Below are 25,672 nucleotides of genomic sequence, written 5' to 3'. Positions count from 1 at the left end.
CAAGAGCCGCAATCTTTGTATCCTGTTCAGTTAATTGGGGTGAGTGATCATTTAGGTTTCTCATATTATAAATATCGACATATTTACCATAATCTTTATGCGGTTAGACAACTTTTTTTACATTCATTTTCGGAAATACTCTTCCGTCTTCCAATGTTAACCCTTCAAGTAACCAAATTAATTGCCTAGGTGTAATTTGCATGGTCTCATCTTCTGGACCTTGCGGCCAGTTAAATGTACCGTTTTCGAGTCTTCGATAGTAGAGCCAAAAGCCATTATGATCCCAGTGAAGGATTTTTATTCGGTCCTGTTGGCGATTACAGAAAATAAAAAGGTTCGAAGAAAAAGGATCTAATTCAAAAGTTTCTTGTACACGAGCTGCTAGACCGTCCATTGAAAGACGCATGTCAGTTGAGCCGTGTGCGAGGAAAACACCTTTCACCCCCTCGAGATTAATTCGCATCTTTTAACACCTCCACAATCTCCAATAGAAGTGTTCGATCGAATCCCGGAGGGACCTCTATATATAAACCATTTACATGAACATTCATAGAAGAGGACGGCAACTCCATTGTAATAGCTGACCAAGTATTGGGTTTTCCAGTTCCATAAACTTCTTCTGGATAAAGTCTTCTTCTAGCGTTCACTAGTTGATAATAGGTGACTTCATCTTGCCCCCTGATCCATTCTGACATGGTCATACCGCTATCCTTCCACTGTTCAATAATCTCAATCCAGCGAGCATCTTTTTCATCATGTATCGCGGATGGATTCGCTAATTCTGACAATCTCAAACACCTCTCTGTTTCTAAAAGTTACTACCAGTATTGCATGGACAAACAAATAGAATAAGGTGTATTTCGATTAACGCTTACGATTTATGCGGCGTTTCAGCGAAATATGCGGCGTTTTAAGAAAGTATGCTGAGTTAGGAGGAATTTTGCCGCGTTTCGTGGAGTTTTGCCGCGTTTGATGAAGTTATGAGGCGTTCGATTACTATCAAGATCTTCCATACTGATATTACCAAATTGCTTTTTTCACGTGGGCGGTTCTTTCTGTTTGAACGATTTAAATCGCGCCGAATGGGTTTTGACAATTTAACGGGGTTTTGTGGGGAACTTGTTATGCGGCGATTGGAGGAGTTATGCCGCGTTTTAAGGGAGTATGCGGCGTTAGGAGGAATTTTGCCGCGTTTTGTGGAGTTATGCCGCGTTTGATGAAGTTATGCGGTGTTTGATTACTATCAAGATCTTCCATACTGATATAACCAAATTGCTTTTTTCACGTGGGCGGTTCTTTGTGTTTGAACGATTTAAATCGCGCCGAATGGGTTTTGACAATCCAACGGGTTTGTTTCGGGGAAATTGTTATGCGGCGATTGAGCTTGATATGCGGTGTTTTAAGGGAGTATGCTGAGTTAGGAAGAATTTTGCTGCGTTTGATTACTATCAAGATCTTCCATACCGATATTACCAAATTTCATTTTTCACGTGGGCGGTTCTTTCTGTTTAAACGATTTAAATAGCGCCGAATGGGTTTTGACAATCCAATGGGTTTGTTTCGGGGAAATTGTTATGCCGCGTTTGGAGGAGTTATGCCGCGTTTTAAGGGAGTTATGCGTTAGAAGAAGTTTTGCCGCGTTTTAACTTACTGTGCTGGATTTGATAAATGAAGCTTTTGCATTTGAAAGTACGCTGTCACCTGTTGAGATACATATGTTTTGTAAGCGATTCGTTCAAAGGGTAAAATGGCTATATGGATTGTTATAGAAAGCAGGTTTTGTGATGAAAAAGGCCATTATTCTTTTGATGTCTGTACAATTTTTTGTTTACCTTGGATTTGGTATTATCATTCCAGTTCTTCCTGAAGTCATTGTTCAACAGAATTTATCCGAAGTGCATGTCGGAGGTTTGTTGACGATATATGCTTTAGCTTCGTTTTTTACTGCTCCGCTATGGGGTTCCTTGTCAGACAGGACGGGTCGGAAGAAGTTAATTATGATTGGGCTGACTGGATTTAGTTTAAGCTTTTTCCTGTTTGCTCTTTTCATTGAAAATCTGCCATTGCTTTATGTTTCACGTATTGTTGGAGGGATTTTCTCAGGTGCACTCTATACAGCAGTAACTGGGTTCGTCGGTGATATGACGACGGAAGAAAATCGCAATAAGTATATGGGCTTTCTTGGTATGTCTATCGGTCTCGGCTTCATATTCGGACCGGCTCTGGGCGGTATTTTAGGGGACATCAGTTTACAAACTCCGTTCATCGCATCAGGAATTTTGACCTTGCTCATTCTTATTTACGCGAGCATTATTTTGAAAGAACCGGAGCGACAAGGTGAAGCGACGAAACGTGCTTTATTACCAAAAGGGAGTGCAATGTTTTGGAAGTATCGGATCCGGAACTTATTTCTACTATCGTTCATGGTGACATTCATTCTATCAGGCATTGAATCGACGTTCCAACTGTTCCAGATTTCAAAAATTGAAATTACACCGATTCAAATCGGGTATTTATTCATGGCAAGCGGATTAGTGGATGCGGCCATACAAGGCGGGGTTGTGCGCCGTGTAAAAGACGGCTCGGAGACGAAGTGGATTATTGGTGCGCAAATTATTACGGCCATCGGATTAGTCTTAATACCGTTTACGACAAATCTTTTTTGGGCGGGCTTTGCACTTAGCGTATTTACAGCTGGGAATGCGTTAGCTCGGACGATCCTTGTGTCACTCACTTCTAAGGAATCCGGAGGCAAGTACGGAACGGCTGCCGGTATGACGTATTCCATGGATAATATGGGACGAATTCTTGCACCTTTACTGTTCACGTTCCTCATTATAAAAATGGACGGTGCCATTTATTACGTCTCTGCCACACTTGCAATCTTGTCAATTGTACTTGTAATACTGTTTGCAAAATCGCATAAGACGTTACGAAGTGCGTGAAAAAAGCGAAGTTCTTACCTTCTTTAAGAGGTTGAACTTCGCTTTTTTAATGTTCATTTCACTTTCTCTGTAGATAAAAGCTCCAGCGCCTTCTTCATGTCGACATCCTCTTCCAAATGTTCAGGCGTCCACGGTATATGAACATGCGGCGTGATACCGACACCCGTCATTCCCTCACCTTTATCAATCCGCGATAACCTTGACGTCGGATACATGAGCTCAAATCCTTCTCCCCATTTAACGCTAACCAAATTGGAGTAATCGTTTAATCCGAGCGTTGGTCTGCCGATGACGGTTACTTTAGACGACATTTTTACGAGCTCGACAAATGAATCACCTGCACTCCCGCACATTACATCTGTTAAGACGATAACCTTTGATGGCTGTTTTGTACCTTTCACGTAAGCATCTTTCACTAATTCACTAAAGTCAAATTCGACAAAGCCCTTTCCTCTGTTACGGTCCCATTCTCTTTTAAAGATTTGCAATACGAAACGCGCCTGTTCGTCTTCCGTTTGGTTGATTGCTTCCTCAAGATCTGGTAAAACTCGTTGCGCACTTGCTTCTGTACAATACATGAGCATTTTATCTTCCGTATCAGCTAAGTTTAAACCTTCTTCTGGCAATAAGTACGGTAGTAGCGAGTAATAACTAGAATCATTACCGCCGTTATTGACGCGTACATCCACGATCCACTTGTCGGTAGTACGCAATAATGCTTCATGATCACCGACTAATTTGGAGATTGCATCAGGGTTCATGAAATCGGTCATCGTCAATAGAAGTGTATCTTCTGTTACTTTTTCGATTGCGTATGTTGGGTCAGTTTGTTTTTCATCAAACAGATCGAATGTAAAATTGAGAAGTTCGTTGCCAACATCAAGTTGCCCTTCTTCGTATTGCATAAGAATCGGCATCCACTTCTCACGTTCAGTATGATTTTCATTCAATAAACGATGGTGTTTTTCTTTTAATTCTGGGATAGTATAGCCCCCAATTGTTACAAAACTCATTCCAGTTCGTAACCGTGTTTCCGCAACTACTTCTGTTACATACAACCGGTCTTCATAGCGTCGGACATTGAAACCACGATTTTTCGGAGATTCCATTTCAACATTGTTCAACAAAAAATACACATGCTGATCATTGAAATCGCTTAAATAATCATCGATAATTTCCTTGAACGCTAGTTTAGATAGCTCCCCACCTGCTCGGATTTTATCCAGAAAGTAATCAGGTCGATCCCAACCTTTCTTATCTTTACAACCTGCATAGTCATTTTGCATAATGTGTACAATTTCATTAAAAATCTTTTCCACACCTACACCCCTTTTTACGATTCACTACACTGTTTCTACGTTTACTGTTTTTGTACGATCTAATTCTGGGTGCGCTTTTCTAACGACGGATGGACGGGCCATTATGAGGACCACGACAATTAATACCGAACTCGATGCAAGGAGAATCCATTGGGCAGGTACGACATCGTATAGGAAGCCGAACAGTACCATTCCGAGTGGCATGAGTGCCATCGCCATTGTTTCTAACAAAGAAAAGACGCGACCTTTGTAATCGTCATCAATCATTTTTTGCATCATAACAAACAACGGTGTGTTAACAAGAATGGATAGCAAGCCAAAACTAAGCATAAGACCTAAGTAAAAAGCGAACATACCGTTATAAGGAATATGGATAAGTAGCGGTACTGCCACTGCTCCCATGACAATTCCCATTGCAATTATGCCCCATTTACCAATCCATAAAGGATACTTAATCTCTTTTCTAATCGATAAGTAGATGGACATTAGTAACGTTCCAACTGCCGTTGCGCCTTCCGTATAACCAAAGTGTGTCGATATCATTTTTAGTTTTTCAATGAGTATGAAGGCATAGCCAACTTGAAATGCACCAAACAGAAAATTAATGACGAGCGAAATCCAAATAAGTCTCATCAATATTGGTTGCTTCCTCAAATAAGAAACTCCCGCTTTCATACTTTGAAGCATTGATTCTTTTGGCTCTCCATCTACAATTTCTTTCCTGTTCGCAAAAAGATTGAAGTTCATTGTCGACTCTAAAATCACTGCTGTTAGAGAAGCAACCATATACATTGTTAAAAACATAGGCATTGACACTACACCATATAAGTATCCGCCTAATGCAGGGGCTCCAATGGCAGCGAATGAAATAGACATTTGGTTCATGGACATTGCACGTTGGATGCGCGCTTCATCGACGAGACCCGTTATCGACGAAGTGAAGGTGACACCGGAAAACGTCGAGGTCATCGCTAACACAACAGTTGTCGCATAGATGGCAATGAGTGACAGCCCGTACGTCAGACTCACTGCCAGCAATCCCCCAATTGCTAACGTCGTCGCAATTTGAGCGACGATGACGATTGTCTTTCTTGAATACTTATCCGCTACATATCCAGCAAACGGCGCTAATAGTGTCCGTGGCAAAATGCTGCATATCAAATTTGTCGCGAAACTTGTAGCTGATCCCGTCACTTGTAAAATGTAAAAGCTGATGGCAAATGCGTAAACTTGTGCCCCGAACGAAGAAATCATCTTACTAATTGTGAAGGTCCATAGATGATAGGTTGCTCTCTTTAACTTTATCGCTTCACTCAAAATAGTCAATCCTTTCAGTAAGTTTAACAAGATTAAACAAATAATAACACGCATACTCTTTCTTTTCAACTAAAAGTTTAATATAATTAAACATATACAGAAGTAGATACGTTTGATTCAACACAAATGATGTTAAAATGAGTCTCAATACATACTTTTTAGGAGGTGTTCCAATTGTCTACGTTAGGAGAGCGTATCCGAACATTACGCAAACAACAGAAAATGACATTAGAAGCGCTAGCTGGCGATCAGTTGACAAAAGGAATGCTCAGTTTGATTGAAAACAATAAAGCAAATCCTTCGATGGATAGCCTGACGTATATCGCTGAGCGGCTTGGAGTTGAAGTGGCTGAGCTGATGGAGGAAGTGAGTCCACAGGAAATACGGGAACTCTTGTCGAAAGTGGAGATCCTTCATCACACTGAGTACGATAAAGTAACAGATGAATACGAACAAATTATCGACTTAGTCAAACCGTATTTGGAAAAATTGACCGATGGGTATGAAGCAGCACGTCTTTTAGAAATTTATAGTCGTACGCTGTATGTAGAAAAGAAACACGGCTGGGAGCAATATTCCGATAAAGCAGCACAGATTTATGATCGATTGAATCTTATTCCTCGTCTTGCGGCAATCGGAATGTTAAGAGCGTTAGTAAGGTTTACCGAGCATAATTATACCGATTCCCTTGAGATATTATTAAAAGAACGTAAAGCAGTCGAAGCACGTAATATGTATATCGATCCACTCACTCGACTCGATTTTGATTATTACGAGGCTGCCTTGAACTTTGCTGTAGGGAAATCTGATGAAGCGATTCGTGTCATGAAGAGCGGGATTGAATTCTCACGAAAAGAACAAGTTTTTTACCGTATTGATCATCTTTATCGAATGGCTACATTTAATGCAATGATGAATGGTGATGAAGAATCTAGAAAGTATTACATTCGGAAACTTGAGTTATATGCGGATTTTTCGGATGATGAAGAATATCTGTTCTTTAACAATTTCATTAAAGTACACTACTTGACGACTTATAAAAAGGCTTATGCCGAGGCGTTTGAGCTTATTCAGAACTTTTTTAAGGAAGACAAGTTGTCTGCACTGTATGTTTCTTTTGCAACGCTTGAAAAAGGAAAGGCATTATACGGCATAAAGAAATACGAGGAAGCACTGAGCTGTTTTAAAGAAGTGAAAATTGCTGACTATGTACATCATCCATTCGATTTATCCATCTTCTATGAAAAAGATGCATATGCTGCACTTTGTTACCTATCGTCGGGTGACAAAAAGAAAGCAATAACAGCGATACGAAAAGCGGTGGCTAATGTCGATCCAATGCCTTATACACCTTACAAAAAGTTTATTATGGAGACGTTTGTATTTATTAAAGAACGTTTAGATTAGAAAAGAGTTCGGCTTCGCTCGAACTCTATTTTTTTGATTAGATTATTAATTAAACTCTCTATAGAGAATAGTGAATTTGCATACGAGATACTCAGCAAAATAGCTAGAACCACATATATTGATGCTGTTAGTAGAATAACTTTCTTTAACTTTAATCTTCTAAAAGTGAGCGTTCCTATTAAACATGTTGCTGTAAATAGTAAACCTACATACCAGAGCGTTTTAAGGTAGATTATTTCACTTTCTAAAAGAGCGATTTTCAGTTCATTGTCAGTAGACAATGCCACACGTTGTATGTCAGCACCTTTTCCAATTAACACTTCGCCACTCTGTTTATCAAACGAGTAGCCGCCTGGGTAAATCGATAAGAAGTGAGTAAGTAAGAAAAACAAATGTAAGGCTATCAGTGTGACGATTAGGATCCACCACTCCTTTTTGTTACTCCTTTGAACTTTCACTACCGTTTCAATGATGATCATCCTCCCTGAAGAAAATATACATTTTCCACCATTATATTATACCCGCTCGTTTTTATCTAATATTTAAGAAAATAATAAAAACGATCGGCCGTAGTTGAACCGATCGTACGTATTGTAAAAAATGAATTGTTGCTTTTGCGGCATCTGCCGTTAGGATGCTTCAATAGATTGGTGTTCAATGGAATCGTTATAAATGTCTTGGTTCAACTCTCCAGTTGCACGTGCAGTCGTCACGCCCGCCGTCATGGAGCCGCTGACATTCAAAGCAGTACGTCCCATATCAATCAACGGTTCTACCGATATTAACAGCCCCGCCAATGCAACCGGTAGATTCAGCGCAGACAAAACGAGAATTGCCGCAAACGTTGCTCCTCCACCAACACCCGCAACTCCAAATGAGCTGATGGCAACAATGGCAATGAGGGTAATTAAAAATGTAGGTTCTAATGGATTTTGCCCGACAGTTGGTGCAATCATGACAGCTAGCATCGCTGGATAAACCCCTGCACAGCCATTTTGTCCGATTGATAAACCGAACGAACCTGCGAAATTCGCAATGCCATCTGGCACACCAAGCCGATCTGTTTGTGTTTTAATGTTCAACGGCAGTGTTCCAGCACTTGAGCGGGAAGTGAACGCAAACAAGAGTGCTTCCGCTGTTTTTTTCACATACGTAATCGGGTTTAGACCTGATAGCGTAATGATGATGAGATGAATGACAAACATAACGAGTAGTGCGACGTAGGAAGCAAGCACAAACTTTCCTAAGCTATAAATGGCTGCAAAATCGGATGTTGCTACAGTTTTTGCAATGATTGCCAAAATCCCATAAGGTGTTAAGCGCAATACGATTCGCACGACACCCATAATGAGGGAATAAAGCGCATCGATTCCCTTTTTCACGAGATTCGCATTTTCCTCATCCCGTCTTCTAAGTGCTAAATAAGCGAAACCAAGAAAAGCTGCAAAAATGACAACGCCAATCGTGGACGTTGGACGAGCGCCTGTAAAATCCAAGAACGGATTCGCCGGTAGTAGATCTAAGATTTGATCCGGCAATGCTTTATCTGCAACTGACGCAGAACGTTCTTCAATGGAAAGTCCACGTGCCGCTTCCGCTTCCCCTTGTACGATTTCGGATGCATCCAAACCAAAAAGCATGGAAGAAGCAATTCCGATAACGGCCGCAATTGCGGTTGTTCCTACTAAAATCCCTAAAATCAAACCGGCCATCTTCCCAAAGTTTTTGCCGATCGTCACTTTGGTGAATGCGCCAAGGATTGAAATGAATACTAAGGGAATAACAATCATTTGAAGAAATTTAATATAGCCAGTTCCTACTATACTGATCCAACTGACCGATTGAGCTAATATTTCTGATTCTGCACTATAAGCAACATGTAAAATCAATCCGAATCCAATTCCGAGTCCTAAACCGGTAAATACTCGTTTTGAAAACGAAATCTTCTTTCGGTGCATAGAATAGAGCAAGCCGACTAAGATTAAAAAGCCTAAAACGTTAATGACGACCAACAAATTATCCATTTTTGAATTCCTCTTTCCCTACTTTTATTTGTTAGAAACACTATATACCCTTAATTCATATCAGTCAAGTAGGTTTTAAGTGGAGAAGGAGTATATTATTCTTTTTCGGGTACTTTTCTGTATACTAATAGAAAGAGTCATTTAAGGAGGACGTATATGGCAAGTTTAATCACCATCTCAATAACAATTATTTATATCTTAAATACCTTACTTGCAATTGCGCTTATTTTTTTGGAGCGTAGAGACCCGACAGCAACGTGGGCTTGGCTTCTTGTTTTATTTTTCGTCCCCTTGTTTGGTTTCTTCATCTACCTGCTATTTGGAAGAAGGTTACGAAATAAACACGCTTCGAGGTGGGAAGGGAAAAATCGCATCGGAATTGAAACGCTCATTGATTACCAAATGGACGCGATTGAGGATGAAACATTCGACTTCAAATTGGACGATACCGCGCATTATTATGACATGATCTACTTACATCTTCGGAATAACCACGCAGTGCTGACACAAGACAATGATGTCAAAATCTTTAATGATGGCGCCGCAAAATTTGATTCTTTATTAAACGATCTCGAAAATGCGAAAGACCACATCCATTTTCAATATTATATTTTGCGTTTGGATTCATTAGGTAAAAAAATCTTGGATGTACTGATTCGTAAAGCAAAACAAGGCGTCAAAGTGCGTGTCTTGTATGATGATATCGGATCACGCGGTTTACGTATTAAGCATTTGAAGGAATTAACGGATTGTGGCGGTGAAGTCGCTGCATTTTTCCCGGCAATTTTACCATTAATTAATCCCCGTCTAAACTATCGTAACCACCGGAAGATTGTTGTCATCGATGGACGGATTGGTTATGTGGGAGGTTTTAACGTTGGGGATGAGTATTTAGGGTTAGATAAAAAATTCGGCTATTGGCGCGATACGCATTTGCGAATTGAAGGAAGTGCACTCCATCCGCTACAGACACGCTTTTTGATGGATTGGAATCAAGCGACAAATAGCGATGACATTGAATACGCAGAACGGTATTTCCCTGCTATTCCCACAAAAGGTTCTGTCGGCTTACAAATTGTTTCGAGTGGACCAGATGAGGAATGGGAACAGATTAAAGATGGCTATTTGAAAATGATTTTCTTAGCAAAAGACTACATTTACATTCAAACACCTTATTTTATTCCGGACGTTAGCTTTTTAGACGCAATTCGGATAGCCTGTTTGTCAGGTGTCGATGTCCGCATTATGATTCCAAATAAGCCTGATCATATGTTCGTTTACTGGGCGACCTATTCAAATGTCGGAAAGCTGTTGAAAGCAGGCGCCAAAGTGTATATTTACGAGAACGGCTTCATTCATTCCAAACAAATTGTCGTGGACGATGAGCTGTCAACGGTTGGTACAGCGAACATCGATGTCCGTAGTTTCAAGCTCAACTTTGAAATTAATGCTTTCATTTACGACCGAGAAAAATCCCATGAGCTCGCAGAATTATTTGAACAAGATATGCAATTGTCAACCGAGTTGACGTATGAGATGTACATGAACCGGACGCGCGGTATTAAGATTAAAGAGTCCATTTCAAGATTGTTGTCACCAATTTTATGATGATTTTTGGCGATGCAGGTGCCCTTTGGTACTGCATCGTTTTTTTGGTGGAGCAGATTACGGTGTTTGGGGTACGGGATGTGGTGTGTTGGCCTGCTTTGTGCGCTGTACGGTTCGTTTCCATGGGTGGTGGGCTCCACTTAGGACGTGGGGAGCTTTGCTTCGGCGTAGAAGCTCACCAAAAGGGGCGCCCGGCATCCTATTGATCGGGATACTCTACAGAGGGCATGCGGGCGTCTGCAAGTACTACTGAAAAGCCAATGACGCGATTGCCAAAAAGAAAAAGCATCCACTTTATCGGTTAAACCGTTTCGTGGATGCTAGATTTATTGGACGCCGAGGTATTCTTCTAGTGTAATGTTGCGTTTGAAAATTTCTTCTGATGCAGGTTTTCCGACGTAGCGGAAATGCCACGATTCGTGCATGTACCCCGTGATGGCTTCTTTGCCTTCCGGATAGCGGAGGATGAATCCGTAGCGATGGGCGTTTGCAGCTACCCATTTACCTGCTTCGGTGTCGCCAAACGAGGAGGACGCCCAGTGCTTTTCGTAGTTCACTTCACCGATGTCGAATGCGAGTCCTGTTTGGTGTTCGGAGTAACCCGGACGTGCGCTGTAGCGATCTGCTGCTTCAACGCCGTCTTTTTTGGCGTAGCGATCATAGAGTGATACTTGGTATTCGTATGAACGGTAGGTGCTGAAGGCCGTAATATTAAAACCTGATAGTTTTGCTTCTGCAGCCATTTCATCGAATGCATCTCGAGCTTCTGTGTTTTCACCTGGAGCAAATGTGCTTGGTAATGGATATTGTTTGTTCGCTAGCAGTATTCCGTTAATGTACGTTGGCTCTTTTGGCAATTCCTGCCCTTCTATATAGCCACTCTTGTTTTTATTCACAGGTGGCTTGTTTGTCACTTGTGCTTTGTCTTCTTCTTTTGGAGCTGGTGTGACAGGCTTCTGCTGCTCTTTAGTAGGTGTTGTCGTTTCTGTATCCTTCTGGTCTTTAGTCTCAGTCTCATTTGTCACGTCATTTTCTTCGGGATCTTTCTCTTGCTCCTCTACTGCGTCTGGTGTTTCCAATGGCGTTTCTTGTGGTTCCACTTCAGTTCCAATGCCTACTTGTTTTAGCGTTTTCGTTACATCCCAGCCATTTAATCCGATCCACACGACAAGTGCTGTCATGACAATACTTGATGTGAGTAAGGTGATGGTAAGGGCTTTATTGGTTTTATTGTTGCTTTTCCGTTTCATTTTTTGTTGGCCTTCCTTCTACTTTGCGTATCACTTTTTGTTGCTGTTCTATGGAGAATGAGTAGCAGCCAGCAATCTATCTTTCTCTTTCAAGCTGGTGTATGCTATCATTTATTTTCATAAGTGTTTGAATGATTGCGAGGTTAAGTAATGAATAATCAACGATGGCTATCCATCAGCTTTTTAGCTTTTTTCTTTACGTGGGGAGTTTTTGTGCCTTATTGGACAGGTTGGCTGACAAACGAAAAAGGAATGTCTGTCAAAGCTGCCAGCATCATTATGGGTGCTGGAATGGTTGCCCGAGCGTTTTCCACGTTTCTTATTTTTCCCTATTTAACAAGTCGTACATCGTATATACGCGTCATCAAATGGATGACGTTGCTGTCAGTAGTCATTGCTATTTTCTATATTCCTGAATCCACATTCACTACGTTACTCATCATCACGGTGTTGTTTAGCATCGTTTATCCTATTATTTTACCGGGTGTGGAAAGTGGTGCGTCTGTTCTGATGCAAAAAGAGCGTATCCATTACGGAAAAAGTCGTTCATTTGGATCGATCGGTTATACGATTGCTTTACTACTCGTTGGAGGCGCTACTGCTATTTGGAATGAACAAGCCATTCTCTATATGATGATCGCTGGTCTAGCAGCTGCGGGTATTTTCTTTATGCGACCTGCCCCAGCGGTTTTGAATGAACTTCCTGAAAAACTTGTTCATCCAGTTGAAAAAGCTGGCATTCGTTCTTTATTTGCAACAAAAGGTTTTCCGGTCATTATGATTTTAGCCATTCTCTTACAAGGAGCACATGCCTCTTATTACAATTATGGCTATCTTTTTCTAGACGACCTAGATGTTAACGGGTTTACAATCGGTGTCATTTTGAACATTGCCGTTTTGTTTGAAATTATTTTCTTCACGCAGGCAGATCGTTTTTTATCGAACATGCGCATTTCCACAATGTTTTTGCTTGCCGGAGTCGGCTCCACCGTCCGCTGGGTCATCATTTTCTTATTTCCAACGGCAGCGATTTTTGTGTTATCCCAAGGGTTGCACGCCTTATCTTTCGGCATCGCCCATTATGCATTCATTCAATATATCTCTAAAAACTTACCACATTCAAAAATCGCTTCAGCTCAAGGGTTTTACGCAGCTTTCGCGATGAGTCTGAGTGCCGCAATTTTAACATTTCCAGCAGGCTATTTATATGATTTATCGCCAGGTGCCGCTTTTCTTGGTATGACGGTGTGCACAATTCCAGCGGTTGTCATTGTGCTTGCTACTCGAAAACGCTTGGCGTATTAAAAGGACGTTTTCCGGATTGTTCAGTTTCCGGAAAACGTTTTTTCATCAGATAAAGAAAATCAAAATGAATACGACGACGAATGCACATGCAAAAATCATTGATAAATAGCGCATCCATTTTGATTCTTTCTCAAATCCTTGTTCTTTAAAGGACCTTGCTCTAGATGCATTCGTTAGCGTGAACAGTGCCATCATTGTAAGGATCGCATAATCGAGTTGTCCTCGGATGACGAAAAACAAGGTTAACAACGTAATGAGTACGATGCCTGTCACGAAGATTTTCTTTTGATTCATACTAAATTCCTCCAAAAAAGGCCGGAGATTGCTCTCCAGCCTCCATTATGACATTATCGCTTATTTCTTCTCCGGAATCGGTTCTGTGTTCTTGTAATAGAACTTGCGTCCGATATACGTTTGAAGAATTAGAAGGATTCCTCCGACAGCCCAGTACAACGGTAGTGCTGCCATGACAGAGAATGAGATGAACATAATCATGATTGGTGACATGTAAATGAACAGCTTCATCTGTTGCTTTTGCTGTTCAGGCATTGTCCAAAGGGAGACACGTGCTTGGACGAAATAGACAGCTCCTGCAACGAGCATCATGATTTTGTCTGGTTCACCGAGGTTAAACCAAAGGAATTGGTGCTCTTTTACTTCCGGCGGAGCATACAGAATTGCAAAATATAACCCCATGATGATCGGCATTTGAATGATTAGTGGGAGACAGCCCATGTTTAATGGATTCACACCGTGCTTAGAATATAAGCCCATCATTTCTTGTTGCAGCTTCATTTGCTCTTCTTTTTCGCCTTTCTCTTTTGCTTCTTTCAACCGCTTTTGGATGTCTTCCATTTCAGGACGTAGTGCATCCATTTTGATTTTCATATCTTGTTGCGACTTATAGTTTTTCAACATAAGTGGCATGAGCACTAGACGGATTGCAACGGTAATTAATACGATTGCCCAACCATAACCTCCGTTAAATGCCTCTCCAAGATAATGAAGGAGCCATTCCATCGGTTTGACGAAAATATTATAAAACGTACCTTCTTTGTTCTGTACACCAGAACAACCGCTCAAAAATAAAGTGGCGGTCATCAATATCGTAAATAAACCAAGTTTCTTCTTCAATAGATTCACCTTCACTATTTCAAACTACTGAAAAGTATACATCAATTCACTACCTAATTACAATTAATCTTCGTAAAAACCTTGATTTCATCACAAAAGTTATCGACAAGCACGTGACAGCGGTACGATACGGTTCATTCCAAAATTGTTTTTGAACTGTTTTCGACGGACGATCATTGCATTATGAGGGCATGTCCGAACGATGACAGGGACGAAATAGGCCAAAATGTAGGCTGTATTCATTCAAGCATTTCAGATTTCTTCAAATGGCACTTTTGTATTCTCGCATAAAAAAACGCCCCGATTCAGAGGCGTCTTTGTCACTTATTATCATTTTCTTTTTGATTCATATCAGGAGCATCAGTTGAGTTTTCTTTCTTTTTGTAGAGACCGTCTTCTTTAGATTCCTTCGACTTGTCTTCCACTTCCTGGTTGTAGTAATGAACACTCGTTTGTGCACCTTCACTCACCATTTTGTTATCCTGTAAATCATAAGGGTCCGAGAATCCAGCTTTTGCTGCATCGTTTCTGTTTAATTTTTGTGAAGTTACGAACGAATCGACTTTTGTTTTCATATTGTTGACCGCAACCATCGCTTTGTCACGATTTTCTTTCTTACTGAAATACGCATACGCACCTGCTGCTAATGTAGCTAAAAGCAATCCATTTCCACGTTTACGTGCCATACCTATCAATCCTCCATTGATCTGATAAATCGTATTATACGGCTAGTATACCCTTTGCCGTCGTTTAGAAACTTCCTTTCAAATTTCATTGTTAAAGAGTGCAACTCATTTAATTTTATCAGATAATTTACTTTTTTATATTTCATTTCGATGACAAATATAGTTTCATGCCCTATTTTTTGTTATGATAGCAAAAAGGATAGCGGAGGTGACAGCGGCTTGATTAGACCTATGAATAGTAAAGACATTGGGTATATCCAACATATCGCTCATCACACTTGGAGTGATACATATGCCAACATCATTCCTCAAGACATTCAGACAGCTTATCTCAATCGCTCTTTTTCCAACGCAATGATGATGAAGCGTATGGAAAAAACACATATGTTAGTCGTTGAGTGCGAAGAAGGTATTCCTGTCGGCTTCCTTAACTTCACAAAGGAAGATGAAGACGGAGATGCCGAAGTCACTTCAATGTACATTCTTCCTTCTCATCAGCATTTAGGTTATGGCAAGATGTTGGTCAATTACGCCATTTCGATGTTAAGTAGTGCTAAGCAACTGTTTGTGTATGTGGATAGCAGAAATACGGGTGGACGAGCGTTTTATGAAAAACAAGGTTTTGAATTGCTTGATGTATTCGAGGAGAATTTTGAAGGCTGCCCTGTTGAAACAGCTCAATACGTCTATTATCTCCATCAACCCGTCATGGCTTAATTGCAAAATAGTGTGTTGGAGACGATTTATAAATGAATGATTCGCGGGAGCCTAGAATTTACTACTATGGCTTCTCGCGAATTTTTTCTTTTCTCCTCATCGTGTCGTGAAAAGCTGGTTATTGACAGCGCGTGCAGCGGTTTATTTCATTAACGGGGCGTTAAAGGATACTTCATGACGCGCGAGCTGCGGTTTTCCTCTTCAACGGGTCATTAAACACTACTTCATGACGCGCGAGCAATGGTTTTCCTCTTCTACGCGTCATTAAACACTACTTCATGACGCGCGAGCTGCAGTTTTCCTCTTCAACGTGTTATTAAACAATACTTCATGACGAGCGAGCTGCGGTTTTCCTCTTCAACTCGTCGTTAAACACTACTTCATGACGCGCAAACAGCATTTTTCCTCTTCAACGCGTCATTAAACAATACTTCATGACGCACTAGCAGCACTTTTCCTCCTTAACGTGTCATTAAACAATACTTATTGACGCGCAAACAGCAGTTTTCCTCTTCAACGCGTCATTAAACACTACTTAATGACGCACGAGCGGCAGCTTTCCTCCTCAACGCGTCATTAAAGGCTAACATTCTACAGTCCTTCAATTCCAGCGCTTCTACTAGGCATTCGCGATATCTCAACAACGCACAAAAAAAGCAAAAAGAGCATCGAGTATACTCGATTGCTCTTTTTGCTCGTTTAACATTACAACGGTCTCATTGTGTCGCCGTCATGCGGCTGATCAGCAAATTGGATATCTTCTTGCAATGGCGGTTTCTTTGTGAAACATAGGATTGCAGCGATATACAACAGAATAGATGACAATGATAAGATACCAGCTAGCACACCTGCAATGATGAACATGATTCCTGCAAGTTTGGCGTTTTTATTGTTCCAAATATTGACGATACCGATGATATTCAGGATGATGCTAAGAATCATCGCTATGATGATTAACCACATAACCCCACCAATTACATCAAAAAACGTGAAAATTGCTTCGATGTCACTTGGTGTCATTGTCGGATCTGCCATGAATTCCATTTCCATTTCCTGACGAATCGCCGGATCGTTCTTCATGAGATTAAAAAAGCCCATCCCGATAAATGCAAAAATCGTTCCTACTGCTGACATGACTACGGCAATAATCGATAAGACTCTTTCAGCCGTTCTGTTCATGCAAACACCTCTTTCTTTTAAACTATTTTCTATCATACCAAAATATACGTACATTCAAACTAAATAGTTTCATTTTCAATTTATTTCTTTCATTTTGTGAGATAAGTACGTTTTAATCTCATACACGGGGGTAATAAAAGACTAACAAATACTAATTCTACTGAGCGAAAGGAGAGCATGCAACATGGGGAAAAAAGTACTGTTCACCTCGACGGACATGCTTTATACCGTCGCAGGCGCATCTGTTTTAACAAGTATCGTCTACGCTGTTACATTAGCTTGGGGACTTTAATTTCCTGTCACTTTGGACTTATACGTATAAAAAAGGCGATTCCAATTAGGAGTCGCCTTTTCGATGGTTTATGCTTTTACGTCTTCGTATTCTTTGTAGCGATTAAATGCAGTAACTACATACGAGCAAACCGCTTCCATTTTGTAATCTTTTTCACGTGCATAAGCTGCTGCCCGGTCCAATAATTCCTTTGCAACGCCTTGCCCACGCAAGTCTTCAGACACATAGGTGTGGTCCATGACCATAACATCGGCGAGAAGCGTCCATGTAATTTCGGCTAGCAGTTTTCCATCTTGTTCATTGCGAAATGCAAATGCATCTCCGCCCAGCTCAACAAATGTAAATTCCATGAAATCCTCTCCTTTTATAATATTCTATCATATTCCGATGCCTACTTAGTTAAACCAAGACTTGATGGAGTCCATTAAATTTTCGAAGAACTGTTTTACTTTATCCCAAAAGCCTGGATCGATTTCTCCAATCTTCTCTTTAATGGTTGCTGCCATATCCGACAATTGATCTGATAATTTTCCGAAGTCGATATCCAAATTTCGAATTCGATCCATTAAATCAACAAGTAATTGCCGGTCCGCGTCGCTCAATTCAATATTCAGCTTCTTCAATTGCTCATTTACAATTTTTTCGACTTCCTCTTTCGTAGCAGGGTTTTGATCAGCAATCGCTTTTTTAATTTCCGTCAGTAGCTCGGCAACTTTGTCTTGATCAATGCCTGAATCCTTCGCAAACTTCGTTGCAAGATTCAATTCGTCGTTTGCAACATCCGTCCGTTCGGTGTCTAGCGTTTCACCAGATACTTCATACGCTTTGTAAATACCGACCAAGGCCGAGTGTCCCGTCACTGGTTTAGGAGCTGCCACTTCAACGATTGCATCTTCAATTCCAGCGGTCAACATTGCTGTTGCATACATTTCGTTCGTCACTTGAGTAATATTGTCTGGTGTGACAATTTTAATAACGAGACCTTTGCCAGCATCTTGCCGCGTTATTTTTGCAGAGGAATACATGCGCGCTTGGCTATTCCCGTCTTTTATATAATTTACAAGGTCTTTACCGTCAACGATGATTTCTTCTATTTCCGTATCTTTATCGACTTTCAAACTCTGTTTGACGGATTCTTTTTCAGCATCTGTCAGGTTCGCACCTAACACAACAATCGGCACACCTAGTTTTTCGTCAATTGCAGTATCAGCCTTCGCTAAACCAGGAAATAACATTCCAATGAATAGTAACATTGCACTTGCTGTCATCAATAATTTTCTCATAAGCAATCCCTCCTTATCTAAGAAGTAGTACGATGCATCATTGAAAAAGTTCCCAATCTCCAGTTACTTCAAACTTGTCCATCCGTCGTTTTGCGTCACTTTTCCTTCTTTCATCAATTTTCCAAGCGCACGCTTAAAAGATGCTTTGCTCAGACCAAACATTTCTTTTATTTCATCAGGGGTCGATTTATCGGTGAAGGGCATTTTCCCCCCTACGTCAGCAAGATAACGATAAACCGTTTCGGCATCATCACCGATTCGTTCTTCTTTTCTCGGAAGTAGGGATCCATTTAACGTACCATCTTCCCGTACATCGATAATGCGCACTTCCACTTTTTCACCGAGACGCGGTTCTTGTTCACGCTCTGTATGATGCACGAAGATCCGGTAATTTTCAGGTGTGCTTAAAAAGAATGAGCCTACAGGTAACAGACGGTACGCTCTTGCTTGCAAATTACGATTGAACACTGTGGCAGGTGCTTCTAAAATCAGTTCTTGTACTTTCTCTTCTGTTGCAAGGCGCGCAAAAATATTTCCACCTAAATCCATTCGTAACGTCATATACAGCTCATCATCTGTTCTCGGCCATAATGCCTTTACTCGAGGCAAATCGGCTTTATTGACCAGCACTTCGAATGAAGAACCGATGTCGACATACGCCCCTTCTTTCTCATCAATTCGAATTACACGGGCCCATCCAAATGTATCACACGTCATATTTGGCAAATTGGCAGTTGCAGTCAATTCACCACGACGATTCATATAGAGGAATACTTCGACAGCATCTCCCTCTTCAAGAGGCTTCTCAAATTCAGAAGCGTTGACGAAGATTTCTTCATCTCCTCCGTCTAATATCCATCTAGATCCTTCTTTACTTTTGACATGCAATTTGGCAATTGTCCCTGGCTTGTATGTTGTCATTTTCATCTACCCTTCCATTTCAAAACTTTGCCGTTCTTTTAGTTTACGTACAAAGTCTTCATCTTCTTCCATTGCTTCCACAAGATCTGTAATCCTGTCCATCGCGTTCCAGCTCAAATGATGTTCAATTCCTTCAACATCTTGATAAATGAGTGCTTCTTCGACACCGATGATTCGCAAAAACTGTTCAAGTAATTCATGTCTCCGAACTAATTTTTTCCCAAACTTCAATCCTCTATCCGTCAATTCTAAGCCACGGTATCGCTCATAAGATACGTATCCTTCGCGATCGAGCCGTTGTGCCATTTTCGTTACAGACGAAGGCAAAACAGATAAGGCTTCGGCAACGTCAGAAACTCTTGCCTCACCTTTTGCTTCAATTTGCAAATAGATTTGTTCAATATAATCTTCCATACTTGGTGTTGCCAACCGATGCACCTCCCGTATGCATTGTCGTCCATCTTTTAAGATGGCGGTTTACATTTTCTAACTATCGGGTACATTCACTATACCACTACAAAGGGGTGAAAAAAATGGGCAAAATACTTTGGATTATTATCGTAGCACTACTAGCATTTTGGTTACTAGGATTCCTTATGAAGGTTGGCGGCGGTTTGATTCACCTTCTATTAGTGATTGCAGGAATCATTTTTGTCATCCAGCTTCTCACTGGAAGGCGGTCTGTATAACGTAAGAGTGTAGACAAAGCCAGAGTTGACTTTGTCTGCACTCTTTTTCATGACAATTAATCGACGTTACGCTAAACAAATACAGCCTATCTATAAAACTTTGTAAATGAACCAATTTTAGGGACGCGGTAGAAATACACCACATTTACACATTCACCAACAGACCGAGGGCGCCACTTCCATGGCACCCTTTATGTTCATTTATTTTACCTTCGCATAAATACATGTATTGCGTAAATGTTGGCCATCGCTTGAAAGAGAATCAGATTTCAGAATTCCTTCAAGCTCAAATCCGTTCCGTACAGCGATGGAACGACTTTTCCCATTCTCTTCATCACACCTAATTTCAACACGATTAGCACCTAGTTCTTCGAAAGCGAAACGCGTAAGTCGCTCGACTGCTTCCGTCATATAGCCTTTTCCTTCATATTTCGTATCCAGCCAATACCCGATTTCAAACTTTGGAATCGCCCAGTTAATACGGTGTAATCCAGTGGATCCTATGAACTCGCCTGTTTCTTTTAAGAAGATGTGCAACCGCAGATCTTTCCGTGTGATGAAATCCGCGATGGATTCACGGAGATTTTCTTCGGTTACATGCAGTTCAGGTTCTTGTTGCGCAAATGGTAGCCATGGTTGCAAAGCGGGAAGGGAGTTTTTCAGTGCTTTATAGACGTCTAATGCATCTCCCATTTCGGGTTTACGAATACGCAACCGTTCAGATTCGAATTCTGTAGGAAAATTAGGGATACGCTTTGTTTTCTTCCCTTTCTCGCCTTGCCCCGCATCTTCCCAAATGACAGGTGTCGTTGTTCCTGCTAAAAAGTCCTCACGCGTCATACCGTATGTTACCGCATCATAATAGGAATTCTCTTTCGGCGAGAACCATGCTTTCCGTAAGTGCGCTTCTTTTACAAAGCCTGCACGCTCGAATGTCTTTCGCATCGCCAAGTTGTCTTGACGGGTATGTCCTTCCAAACGGATTTTACGTTCAGGTAAGCCGAAGACGAATTCAGTAATTAATTTGAGTGCTTTCGCTCCATAACCAAATCCTCGGTATTCATCCGCAATTCGTAAGTCGAAAAGCGGAATTTCATCTTGTAAATCATAGATTTTCACGATGCCTACGATGTCCTCATCTTCATTTTGCACCCAAAATGTTTTGACTTCGTCTGATTCATAGCCACCTTCTTCAATCGTCTTTTCAATCAAATCGCGTTCAGGATGGGCATTTCCGTGAAACGGCCACGTATTTGTCGTTAAGAAATGTATAAGTTGTTCTTGTTCTTCCATCGTCCATTCACGTAACTGCATGATAGTTCCCCCGTTCCGCTGCTTACGTTATTTATGAATCCGTAGTAATCTTAGCGAATTAAGCACGACAAGTAATGTTGCTCCCATATCCGCAAAGATTGCAATCCATAGTGTCAACCATCCTGGGATGATTAATAACAGCGCCACAATTTTTAAGCCTAATGCAAACATAATATTTTCTTTGATAATCTGCAACGTTTTTCGACTTAATTTCATTGTATACGGCAATTGGGACAGGTCATCCGCCATAAGTGCAATATCTGCTGTTTCAAGCGCAGCGTCTGTGCCCGCTCCTCCCATTGCAATCCCGATGGAGGAAGCTGCTAAAGCAGGCGCGTCATTGATACCATCACCGACCATTGCTACACGGCCGTAATCGCCAATCAACTCTTTTACCGCAGTTAATTTATCTTCTGGCATGAGCCCCGCACGCACATCTGTAACACCAGTTTGCAAAGCAATGGCCTCAGCTGTTCGCTGATCATCACCTGTCAACATGACAGTGTGGCGGATACCAATTGCTTTTAGCTGCTGTAGCACTTTTGCACTTTCCTCCCGTAATGGATCAGTTACCGCGATCAGTGCTTGGAAAGTATGATTCGCTAGCACTACCATGACAGATTTTCCCGCTTGCTGCAGTTTCACCGCATGTTGTTTCATATCATCTGGCAGTTCCGTTATTTCAGATGCCCATAACACACTTCCGACATGAATGAGCTCGCCATCTACATCAGCGTAGGCACCTTTCCCTGTTACAGATTGGAAATTACTCACTTCTTTTGTAATTGGGCCTTGTCCTTTAGCATAGTTAACAATCGCTCTTGCTAACGGGTGCTGAGACATTGACTCTACAGCTGCAACAGATTGAAGTATATCCGCGTTTGCACCTCTACCAACAATGAAGTCTGTCACTTCCGGATATCCTCTTGTCAACGTTCCCGTTTTGTCGAATGCAACCGCTGTAATACGTCCCATCTCTTCCAAATGAACGCCGCCTTTAATGAGGACACCTTGGCGGGCTGCGTTTCCAATTGCAGTCACGATTGCTACTGGCGTTGAGACGACAAGCGCACATGGACAACCTACAACTAGGACAGCAAGACCTTGGTAAATCCACGGTTGCCACTCTGCACCGAACAACGGAGGAACTATAGCAACTAAGATCGCGACGGCGATAATGATTGGCGTATAATATTTTGCAAATTTATCGACGAACTTCTGGGAAGGTGCTTTTTCAGCTTGTGCTTCTTCTACAAGATGAATAATTTTTGCAATCGTCGTGTCCCCTACTAGTTTTGTAACGGTCACTTCAAGTGCACCTTCTTCGTTCAATGTGCCCGCGAACACTTCATCGTTTACGTCTTTTAAGACTGGAACAGATTCACCTGTAATGGGCGCCTGATTGACAGTCGACCTTCCACTTTTCACGATACCGTCCATTGCAATCTTCTGTCCTGGTTTGACGAGTAGAATGTCTCCGATTTGTATGTCTTCAGTTTGTAGTTCTAACACTTCATTGTTCCGTTTAACGACCGCTGACGGTGGGGCAATATCCATCAAGTCCCGGATGGATTGTCGGGCTTTATTCATTGAATACGCCTCTAGCGCTTCACTTAATGCAAATAATAAAACGACGACTGCTGCTTCTTGCCACTCTCCGATAATCGCCGCACCGATAATCGCAATGGTCATTAACGTCTTCATATCAAAGTCTAGTCTTGCAAGGTTCTTTAGCCCTGTGAGGAACATCCCTGTTCCTCCGATGATGATTGCTACAGCGAAAAGACTTGTTGCAACGGTTGGATTCGGGATTTCTTTGTATGTGTACGTCATTCCCGCAATGACGAAAATGAGAGATAAAAAGGTGACGATATTCTCTTTGCGTCGATAGAACGGTATTTTCGGTTCAGGTTGTCGATTTGTTAACGGGACAACTTTAATGCCATCAAACGCACCTGCTGCTTGCAACTCTTCAACTGTTGCATCTCCTGTAAACGATAATTTGGACGCTCCGAAATTGACCGTCGCTTCTGCTACAGAAGGAATATTTTTTACATTGTTTTCGAATTTCATCGCACAACTCGCGCACGATAAATTCTCCAATCTATACTCAGTTTTCGTTGTCATCCGTTTCGTCCACTCCTTCTCGCGCATGATCATGTGCAATGTTGACTAAGTCGTATACGTGCGAATCGGCTAAAGCATAATAGACCATTTTCCCTTTCCGTTTCGATTTCGCCAGACCATGCTCTCTTAAATACCGTAAATGATGAGAAGCGGTTGCATTGGAAGAGCCGATAACAGCCGCTACATCACATACACACATCTCTTTTTCCAGTGTGAGCGAAAACGCAATCTTTAGACGTGTTTCATCCGCAAGTGCTTTAAATATTTGTACCATTCCACTCACGTCTGGCAAACTTTTCTGGACATGGTCCACTACATCGTCACGGACTATGAACACTTCACATGTATCTTTACTCGTCATATTAGCCACCTCATTCAAATGTTCGTTTGATTATATCTTAGTATATGCAATAAAAAATTGTTATGCAAGGATAAACAAACAGACATTTGAATGTTTTTTAAACGTTCTTAACCAGCAAAACAAGCAATTACTTTCCCTACTTGTGTTTTTTTATCGGAAATAAAGGATAATGAAGATTTATATTGAATTTGATTAGCATTCGACACTGTTTACCTGACATATAGTAAATGACTAGAGGAGGATGATATCATTGTATAATCGCATTTTACTAGCAATCGACGGGTCAGAAAATTCGAGACGAGCAGCTGAACATGCTGCCTGGCTTGCAACCGTTAGCCCACATGCGTCCATCGTTGCGCTGTATGTACTTCATTATGATCGAACGCGAAAGGATGTCATCCAAGACGCAGCTGTTGAGGATTTACACAACGATCGTAAAAAGCGGATTGAACCGATTTTAGCGGTTTTGGACAACCAACAGGCAGCATATGACTTTGTCATTCGCCATGGAGATCCCGGTCCAACGATCGTGGCTTATGCAAACGAAGAGCCATTCGATTTAGTTGTGATTGGCAGTAGAGGGTTGAATTCATTCCAAGAAATGCTGTTAGGAAGTGTTAGTCATAAAGTGGCAAAGAGAGTTGCTGCACCTGTGTTAATCATCAAATGAGGTTGGGAGCGTTTTAGATGGAAAGAGGAAAGTTGAACATGCTGACAGATGTCCCCGGTGTGAAAGTAGGACATGTCACGTTACAGGAAGAGACAGCGATAGACAGTGCGTGTACGGGTGTCACTGCTATTTTGCCGCATGCGGGGAATTTATTCGAACAAAAGGTGCCTGCCGCAAGTTTTGTGTTGAACGGATTTGGAAAGACGGTAGGACTTATTCAAGTTGAAGAGCTGGGACTTATCGAATCTCCAATTATGTTGACGAATACATTTAGTGTCGGGGCTGTATTGGAAGGTACCTTGCACTATATGCTCGATGAAAATCCTACTATTGGTGATTCAACGAGCTCCTTAAATATCGTTGTAGGTGAGTGCAATGATAGCTATTTAAATGCGATGCGGGAAATGAAAGTCCGACCAACGCATGCGATTGAAGCAATTCGAAAAGCGGAAAGCGGGGAATTTGAGCAAGGGGCTGTCGGTGCTGGAAAAGGCATGATCTGTTTTGGACACAAGGGAGGAATTGGTTCTTCTTCAAGAGTTGCTTCTGAAGGGGATTTGACATTCACAGTCGGTGTGTTGACATTAACAAACTTCGGAAACCAAGAAGAATGTTTGCTAGATGAATGGCTTGTTCGAAATGGTTATGAAGGTTCAATAATGGATTTGGCGTCGGAAAATGAACTTCAAGAGAAACCCGATGGCTCAGTTATCATTGTCGTCGCCACAGATGCACCGGTGAATGAACGTCAATTGAAACGACTGGCAAAACGTGCATCGATTGGACTTGGCAGGACAGGCACACATATCCATAACGGAAGTGGAGATATCATTATCGCCTTTTCAACGATCTATACAATTCCCCACACGAGTGAGCAATTGACGGTTACACACACTATGTTGAGAGATGATATACCGCTGATGAACAAATTGTTCCAAGCGACGATCGAGGCGACAGAAGAAGCTGTATTCCAATCGTTGTTACTTGCAGAAACGACGATTGGGCGCAACAATCGAACGGTGAAGCGCTGGCTGATTAAGAGCGATAATGCTAGATAAATAGCACTTGGCACCATACTAAAAGCAGAAAAAATGCATGATGGCGACTTGACCTTCATGCATTTC

26 protein-coding genes are annotated in these 25,672 nt (G+C 41.5%); 8 read left to right on the top strand and 18 right to left on the bottom strand.

The window, feature by feature from the left end:
* Window positions 1-103: 103 nt before the first annotated feature.
* Entirely contained in the window at window positions 104-463 is a 360-nt protein-coding gene (gene tnpB / locus ACVHUV_RS05875; RefSeq protein WP_317946914.1) for an IS66 family insertion sequence element accessory protein TnpB, read from the bottom strand.
* Complete coding sequence (gene tnpA, locus ACVHUV_RS05870) at window positions 453-788, bottom strand: IS66 family insertion sequence element accessory protein TnpA (protein WP_317946915.1); 336 nt, start codon at window positions 786-788, stop codon at window positions 453-455. The genes tnpB and tnpA overlap by 11 nt, the downstream gene beginning before the upstream one ends.
* Before the next feature lie 996 nt (window positions 789-1,784).
* Between tnpA and ACVHUV_RS05865 the strand changes: the two genes are divergently transcribed.
* Window positions 1,785-2,945: an MFS transporter gene (locus ACVHUV_RS05865; RefSeq protein ID WP_462086403.1), complete on the top strand. Its 1,161-nt coding sequence runs from the start codon at window positions 1,785-1,787 to the stop codon at window positions 2,943-2,945.
* Between the two features lie 53 nt (window positions 2,946-2,998).
* On the opposite strand, the gene ACVHUV_RS05860 is transcribed toward ACVHUV_RS05865, so the two are convergent.
* Window positions 2,999-4,264 carry a S41 family peptidase gene (locus ACVHUV_RS05860; protein WP_462086402.1) on the bottom strand — a complete coding sequence of 422 codons (1,266 nt, stop codon included), beginning with the start codon at window positions 4,262-4,264 and terminating at the stop codon, window positions 2,999-3,001.
* 24 nt (window positions 4,265-4,288) lie between these two features.
* Window positions 4,289-5,581 (bottom strand): MFS transporter, encoded by a 1,293-nt coding sequence (locus ACVHUV_RS05855; protein WP_462086401.1) that lies wholly within the window; start codon window positions 5,579-5,581, stop codon window positions 4,289-4,291.
* A 174-nt stretch (window positions 5,582-5,755) separates the two neighbouring features.
* Here ACVHUV_RS05855 and ACVHUV_RS05850 point away from each other — a divergent pair, with 174 nt between their 5' ends.
* Window positions 5,756-6,988: a helix-turn-helix domain-containing protein gene (locus ACVHUV_RS05850; protein WP_462086400.1), complete on the top strand. Its 1,233-nt coding sequence runs from the start codon at window positions 5,756-5,758 to the stop codon at window positions 6,986-6,988.
* On the opposite strand, the gene ACVHUV_RS05845 is transcribed toward ACVHUV_RS05850, so the two are convergent.
* On the bottom strand, window positions 6,985-7,467 hold the full coding sequence (locus ACVHUV_RS05845) for a hypothetical protein (protein ID WP_462086399.1): 483 nt from the start codon (window positions 7,465-7,467) through the stop codon (window positions 6,985-6,987). The two genes, ACVHUV_RS05850 and ACVHUV_RS05845, sit on opposite strands and share 4 nt — an antisense overlap.
* Before the next feature lie 150 nt (window positions 7,468-7,617).
* The gene (locus tag ACVHUV_RS05840; RefSeq protein ID WP_462086398.1) at window positions 7,618-9,012 is read right to left on the bottom strand and encodes an L-cystine transporter; all 1,395 of its coding nucleotides are present in this window, start codon (window positions 9,010-9,012) and stop codon (window positions 7,618-7,620) included.
* A gap of 156 nt (window positions 9,013-9,168) precedes the next feature.
* Between ACVHUV_RS05840 and cls the strand changes: the two genes are divergently transcribed.
* Complete coding sequence (gene cls, locus ACVHUV_RS05835) at window positions 9,169-10,620, top strand: cardiolipin synthase (RefSeq protein ID WP_371391600.1); 1,452 nt, start codon at window positions 9,169-9,171, stop codon at window positions 10,618-10,620.
* A gap of 326 nt (window positions 10,621-10,946) precedes the next feature.
* On the opposite strand, the gene ACVHUV_RS05830 is transcribed toward cls, so the two are convergent.
* Complete coding sequence (locus tag ACVHUV_RS05830; RefSeq protein ID WP_317945074.1) at window positions 10,947-11,870, bottom strand: D-alanyl-D-alanine carboxypeptidase family protein; 924 nt, start codon at window positions 11,868-11,870, stop codon at window positions 10,947-10,949.
* 150 nt (window positions 11,871-12,020) lie between these two features.
* Here ACVHUV_RS05830 and ACVHUV_RS05825 point away from each other — a divergent pair, with 150 nt between their 5' ends.
* Window positions 12,021-13,175 carry an MFS transporter gene (locus ACVHUV_RS05825; RefSeq protein ID WP_462086397.1) on the top strand — a complete coding sequence of 385 codons (1,155 nt, stop codon included), beginning with the start codon at window positions 12,021-12,023 and terminating at the stop codon, window positions 13,173-13,175.
* 45 nt (window positions 13,176-13,220) lie between these two features.
* Here the strand turns inward: ACVHUV_RS05825 and ACVHUV_RS05820 are convergent, their stop codons facing one another.
* The 3 genes from ACVHUV_RS05820 to ACVHUV_RS05810 form a co-directional block, all read right to left on the bottom strand.
* A complete protein-coding gene (locus ACVHUV_RS05820) occupies window positions 13,221-13,469 on the bottom strand; it encodes a hypothetical protein (RefSeq protein ID WP_462086396.1) in 249 nt (82 codons plus the stop codon).
* A gap of 60 nt (window positions 13,470-13,529) precedes the next feature.
* Complete coding sequence (gene yidC, locus ACVHUV_RS05815) at window positions 13,530-14,309, bottom strand: membrane protein insertase YidC (RefSeq protein WP_317945079.1); 780 nt, start codon at window positions 14,307-14,309, stop codon at window positions 13,530-13,532.
* Between the two features lie 320 nt (window positions 14,310-14,629).
* The gene (locus ACVHUV_RS05810) at window positions 14,630-14,995 is read right to left on the bottom strand and encodes a YbyB family protein (RefSeq protein ID WP_462086395.1); all 366 of its coding nucleotides are present in this window, start codon (window positions 14,993-14,995) and stop codon (window positions 14,630-14,632) included.
* A 219-nt stretch (window positions 14,996-15,214) separates the two neighbouring features.
* On the opposite strand from ACVHUV_RS05810, the gene ACVHUV_RS05805 reads away from it, so the two are divergent.
* The gene (locus ACVHUV_RS05805) at window positions 15,215-15,712 is read left to right on the top strand and encodes a GNAT family N-acetyltransferase (protein WP_462086394.1); all 498 of its coding nucleotides are present in this window, start codon (window positions 15,215-15,217) and stop codon (window positions 15,710-15,712) included.
* A 705-nt stretch (window positions 15,713-16,417) separates the two neighbouring features.
* Here the strand turns inward: ACVHUV_RS05805 and ACVHUV_RS05800 are convergent.
* The 5 genes from ACVHUV_RS05800 to mntR form a co-directional block, all read right to left on the bottom strand.
* Window positions 16,418-16,891 carry a DUF4064 domain-containing protein gene (locus ACVHUV_RS05800; RefSeq protein WP_462086393.1) on the bottom strand — a complete coding sequence of 158 codons (474 nt, stop codon included), beginning with the start codon at window positions 16,889-16,891 and terminating at the stop codon, window positions 16,418-16,420.
* A gap of 360 nt (window positions 16,892-17,251) precedes the next feature.
* Entirely contained in the window at window positions 17,252-17,533 is a 282-nt protein-coding gene (locus ACVHUV_RS05795) for a GNAT family N-acetyltransferase (protein WP_317945085.1), read from the bottom strand.
* A gap of 45 nt (window positions 17,534-17,578) precedes the next feature.
* Window positions 17,579-18,466: a DUF1002 domain-containing protein gene (locus tag ACVHUV_RS05790; protein ID WP_317945087.1), complete on the bottom strand. Its 888-nt coding sequence runs from the start codon at window positions 18,464-18,466 to the stop codon at window positions 17,579-17,581.
* Window positions 18,467-18,529: 63 nt separating this feature from the next.
* A complete protein-coding gene (locus tag ACVHUV_RS05785; RefSeq protein WP_462086867.1) occupies window positions 18,530-19,387 on the bottom strand; it encodes a CvfB family protein in 858 nt (285 codons plus the stop codon).
* 6 nt (window positions 19,388-19,393) lie between these two features.
* Window positions 19,394-19,816 carry a transcriptional regulator MntR gene (mntR, locus tag ACVHUV_RS05780; RefSeq protein ID WP_317945089.1) on the bottom strand — a complete coding sequence of 141 codons (423 nt, stop codon included), beginning with the start codon at window positions 19,814-19,816 and terminating at the stop codon, window positions 19,394-19,396.
* A 104-nt stretch (window positions 19,817-19,920) separates the two neighbouring features.
* Between mntR and ACVHUV_RS05775 the strand changes: the two genes are divergently transcribed.
* On the top strand, window positions 19,921-20,076 hold the full coding sequence (locus tag ACVHUV_RS05775) for a lmo0937 family membrane protein (RefSeq protein WP_317945091.1): 156 nt from the start codon (window positions 19,921-19,923) through the stop codon (window positions 20,074-20,076).
* Window positions 20,077-20,277: 201 nt separating this feature from the next.
* On the opposite strand, the gene ACVHUV_RS05770 is transcribed toward ACVHUV_RS05775, so the two are convergent.
* Genes ACVHUV_RS05770 through ACVHUV_RS05760 form a run of 3 tightly spaced genes read right to left on the bottom strand, consistent with a single transcriptional unit; the run spans window position 20,278 to window position 23,878 of the window.
* On the bottom strand, window positions 20,278-21,390 hold the full coding sequence (locus tag ACVHUV_RS05770) for a GNAT family N-acetyltransferase (protein WP_462086392.1): 1,113 nt from the start codon (window positions 21,388-21,390) through the stop codon (window positions 20,278-20,280).
* A gap of 27 nt (window positions 21,391-21,417) precedes the next feature.
* The gene (locus tag ACVHUV_RS05765) at window positions 21,418-23,517 is read right to left on the bottom strand and encodes a heavy metal translocating P-type ATPase (RefSeq protein WP_462086391.1); all 2,100 of its coding nucleotides are present in this window, start codon (window positions 23,515-23,517) and stop codon (window positions 21,418-21,420) included.
* The gene (locus ACVHUV_RS05760) at window positions 23,501-23,878 is read right to left on the bottom strand and encodes an ArsR/SmtB family transcription factor (RefSeq protein ID WP_317945096.1); all 378 of its coding nucleotides are present in this window, start codon (window positions 23,876-23,878) and stop codon (window positions 23,501-23,503) included. Before ACVHUV_RS05760 ends, ACVHUV_RS05765 begins: the two co-directional genes overlap by 17 nt.
* 250 nt (window positions 23,879-24,128) lie before the next feature.
* Between ACVHUV_RS05760 and ACVHUV_RS05755 the strand changes: the two genes are divergently transcribed.
* Both ACVHUV_RS05755 and ACVHUV_RS05750 read left to right on the top strand, forming a co-directional pair.
* Window positions 24,129-24,548 (top strand): universal stress protein, encoded by a 420-nt coding sequence (locus ACVHUV_RS05755; RefSeq protein ID WP_371391610.1) that lies wholly within the window; start codon window positions 24,129-24,131, stop codon window positions 24,546-24,548.
* 17 nt (window positions 24,549-24,565) lie between these two features.
* Window positions 24,566-25,606 carry a DmpA family aminopeptidase gene (locus ACVHUV_RS05750; protein ID WP_462086390.1) on the top strand — a complete coding sequence of 347 codons (1,041 nt, stop codon included), beginning with the start codon at window positions 24,566-24,568 and terminating at the stop codon, window positions 25,604-25,606.
* The last annotated feature ends 66 nt before the right edge of the window (window positions 25,607-25,672 follow it).

The sequence above is a fragment of the Sporosarcina saromensis genome (assembly GCF_054901285.1).
This window is presented reverse-complemented; position numbering and strand designations above follow the sequence as displayed.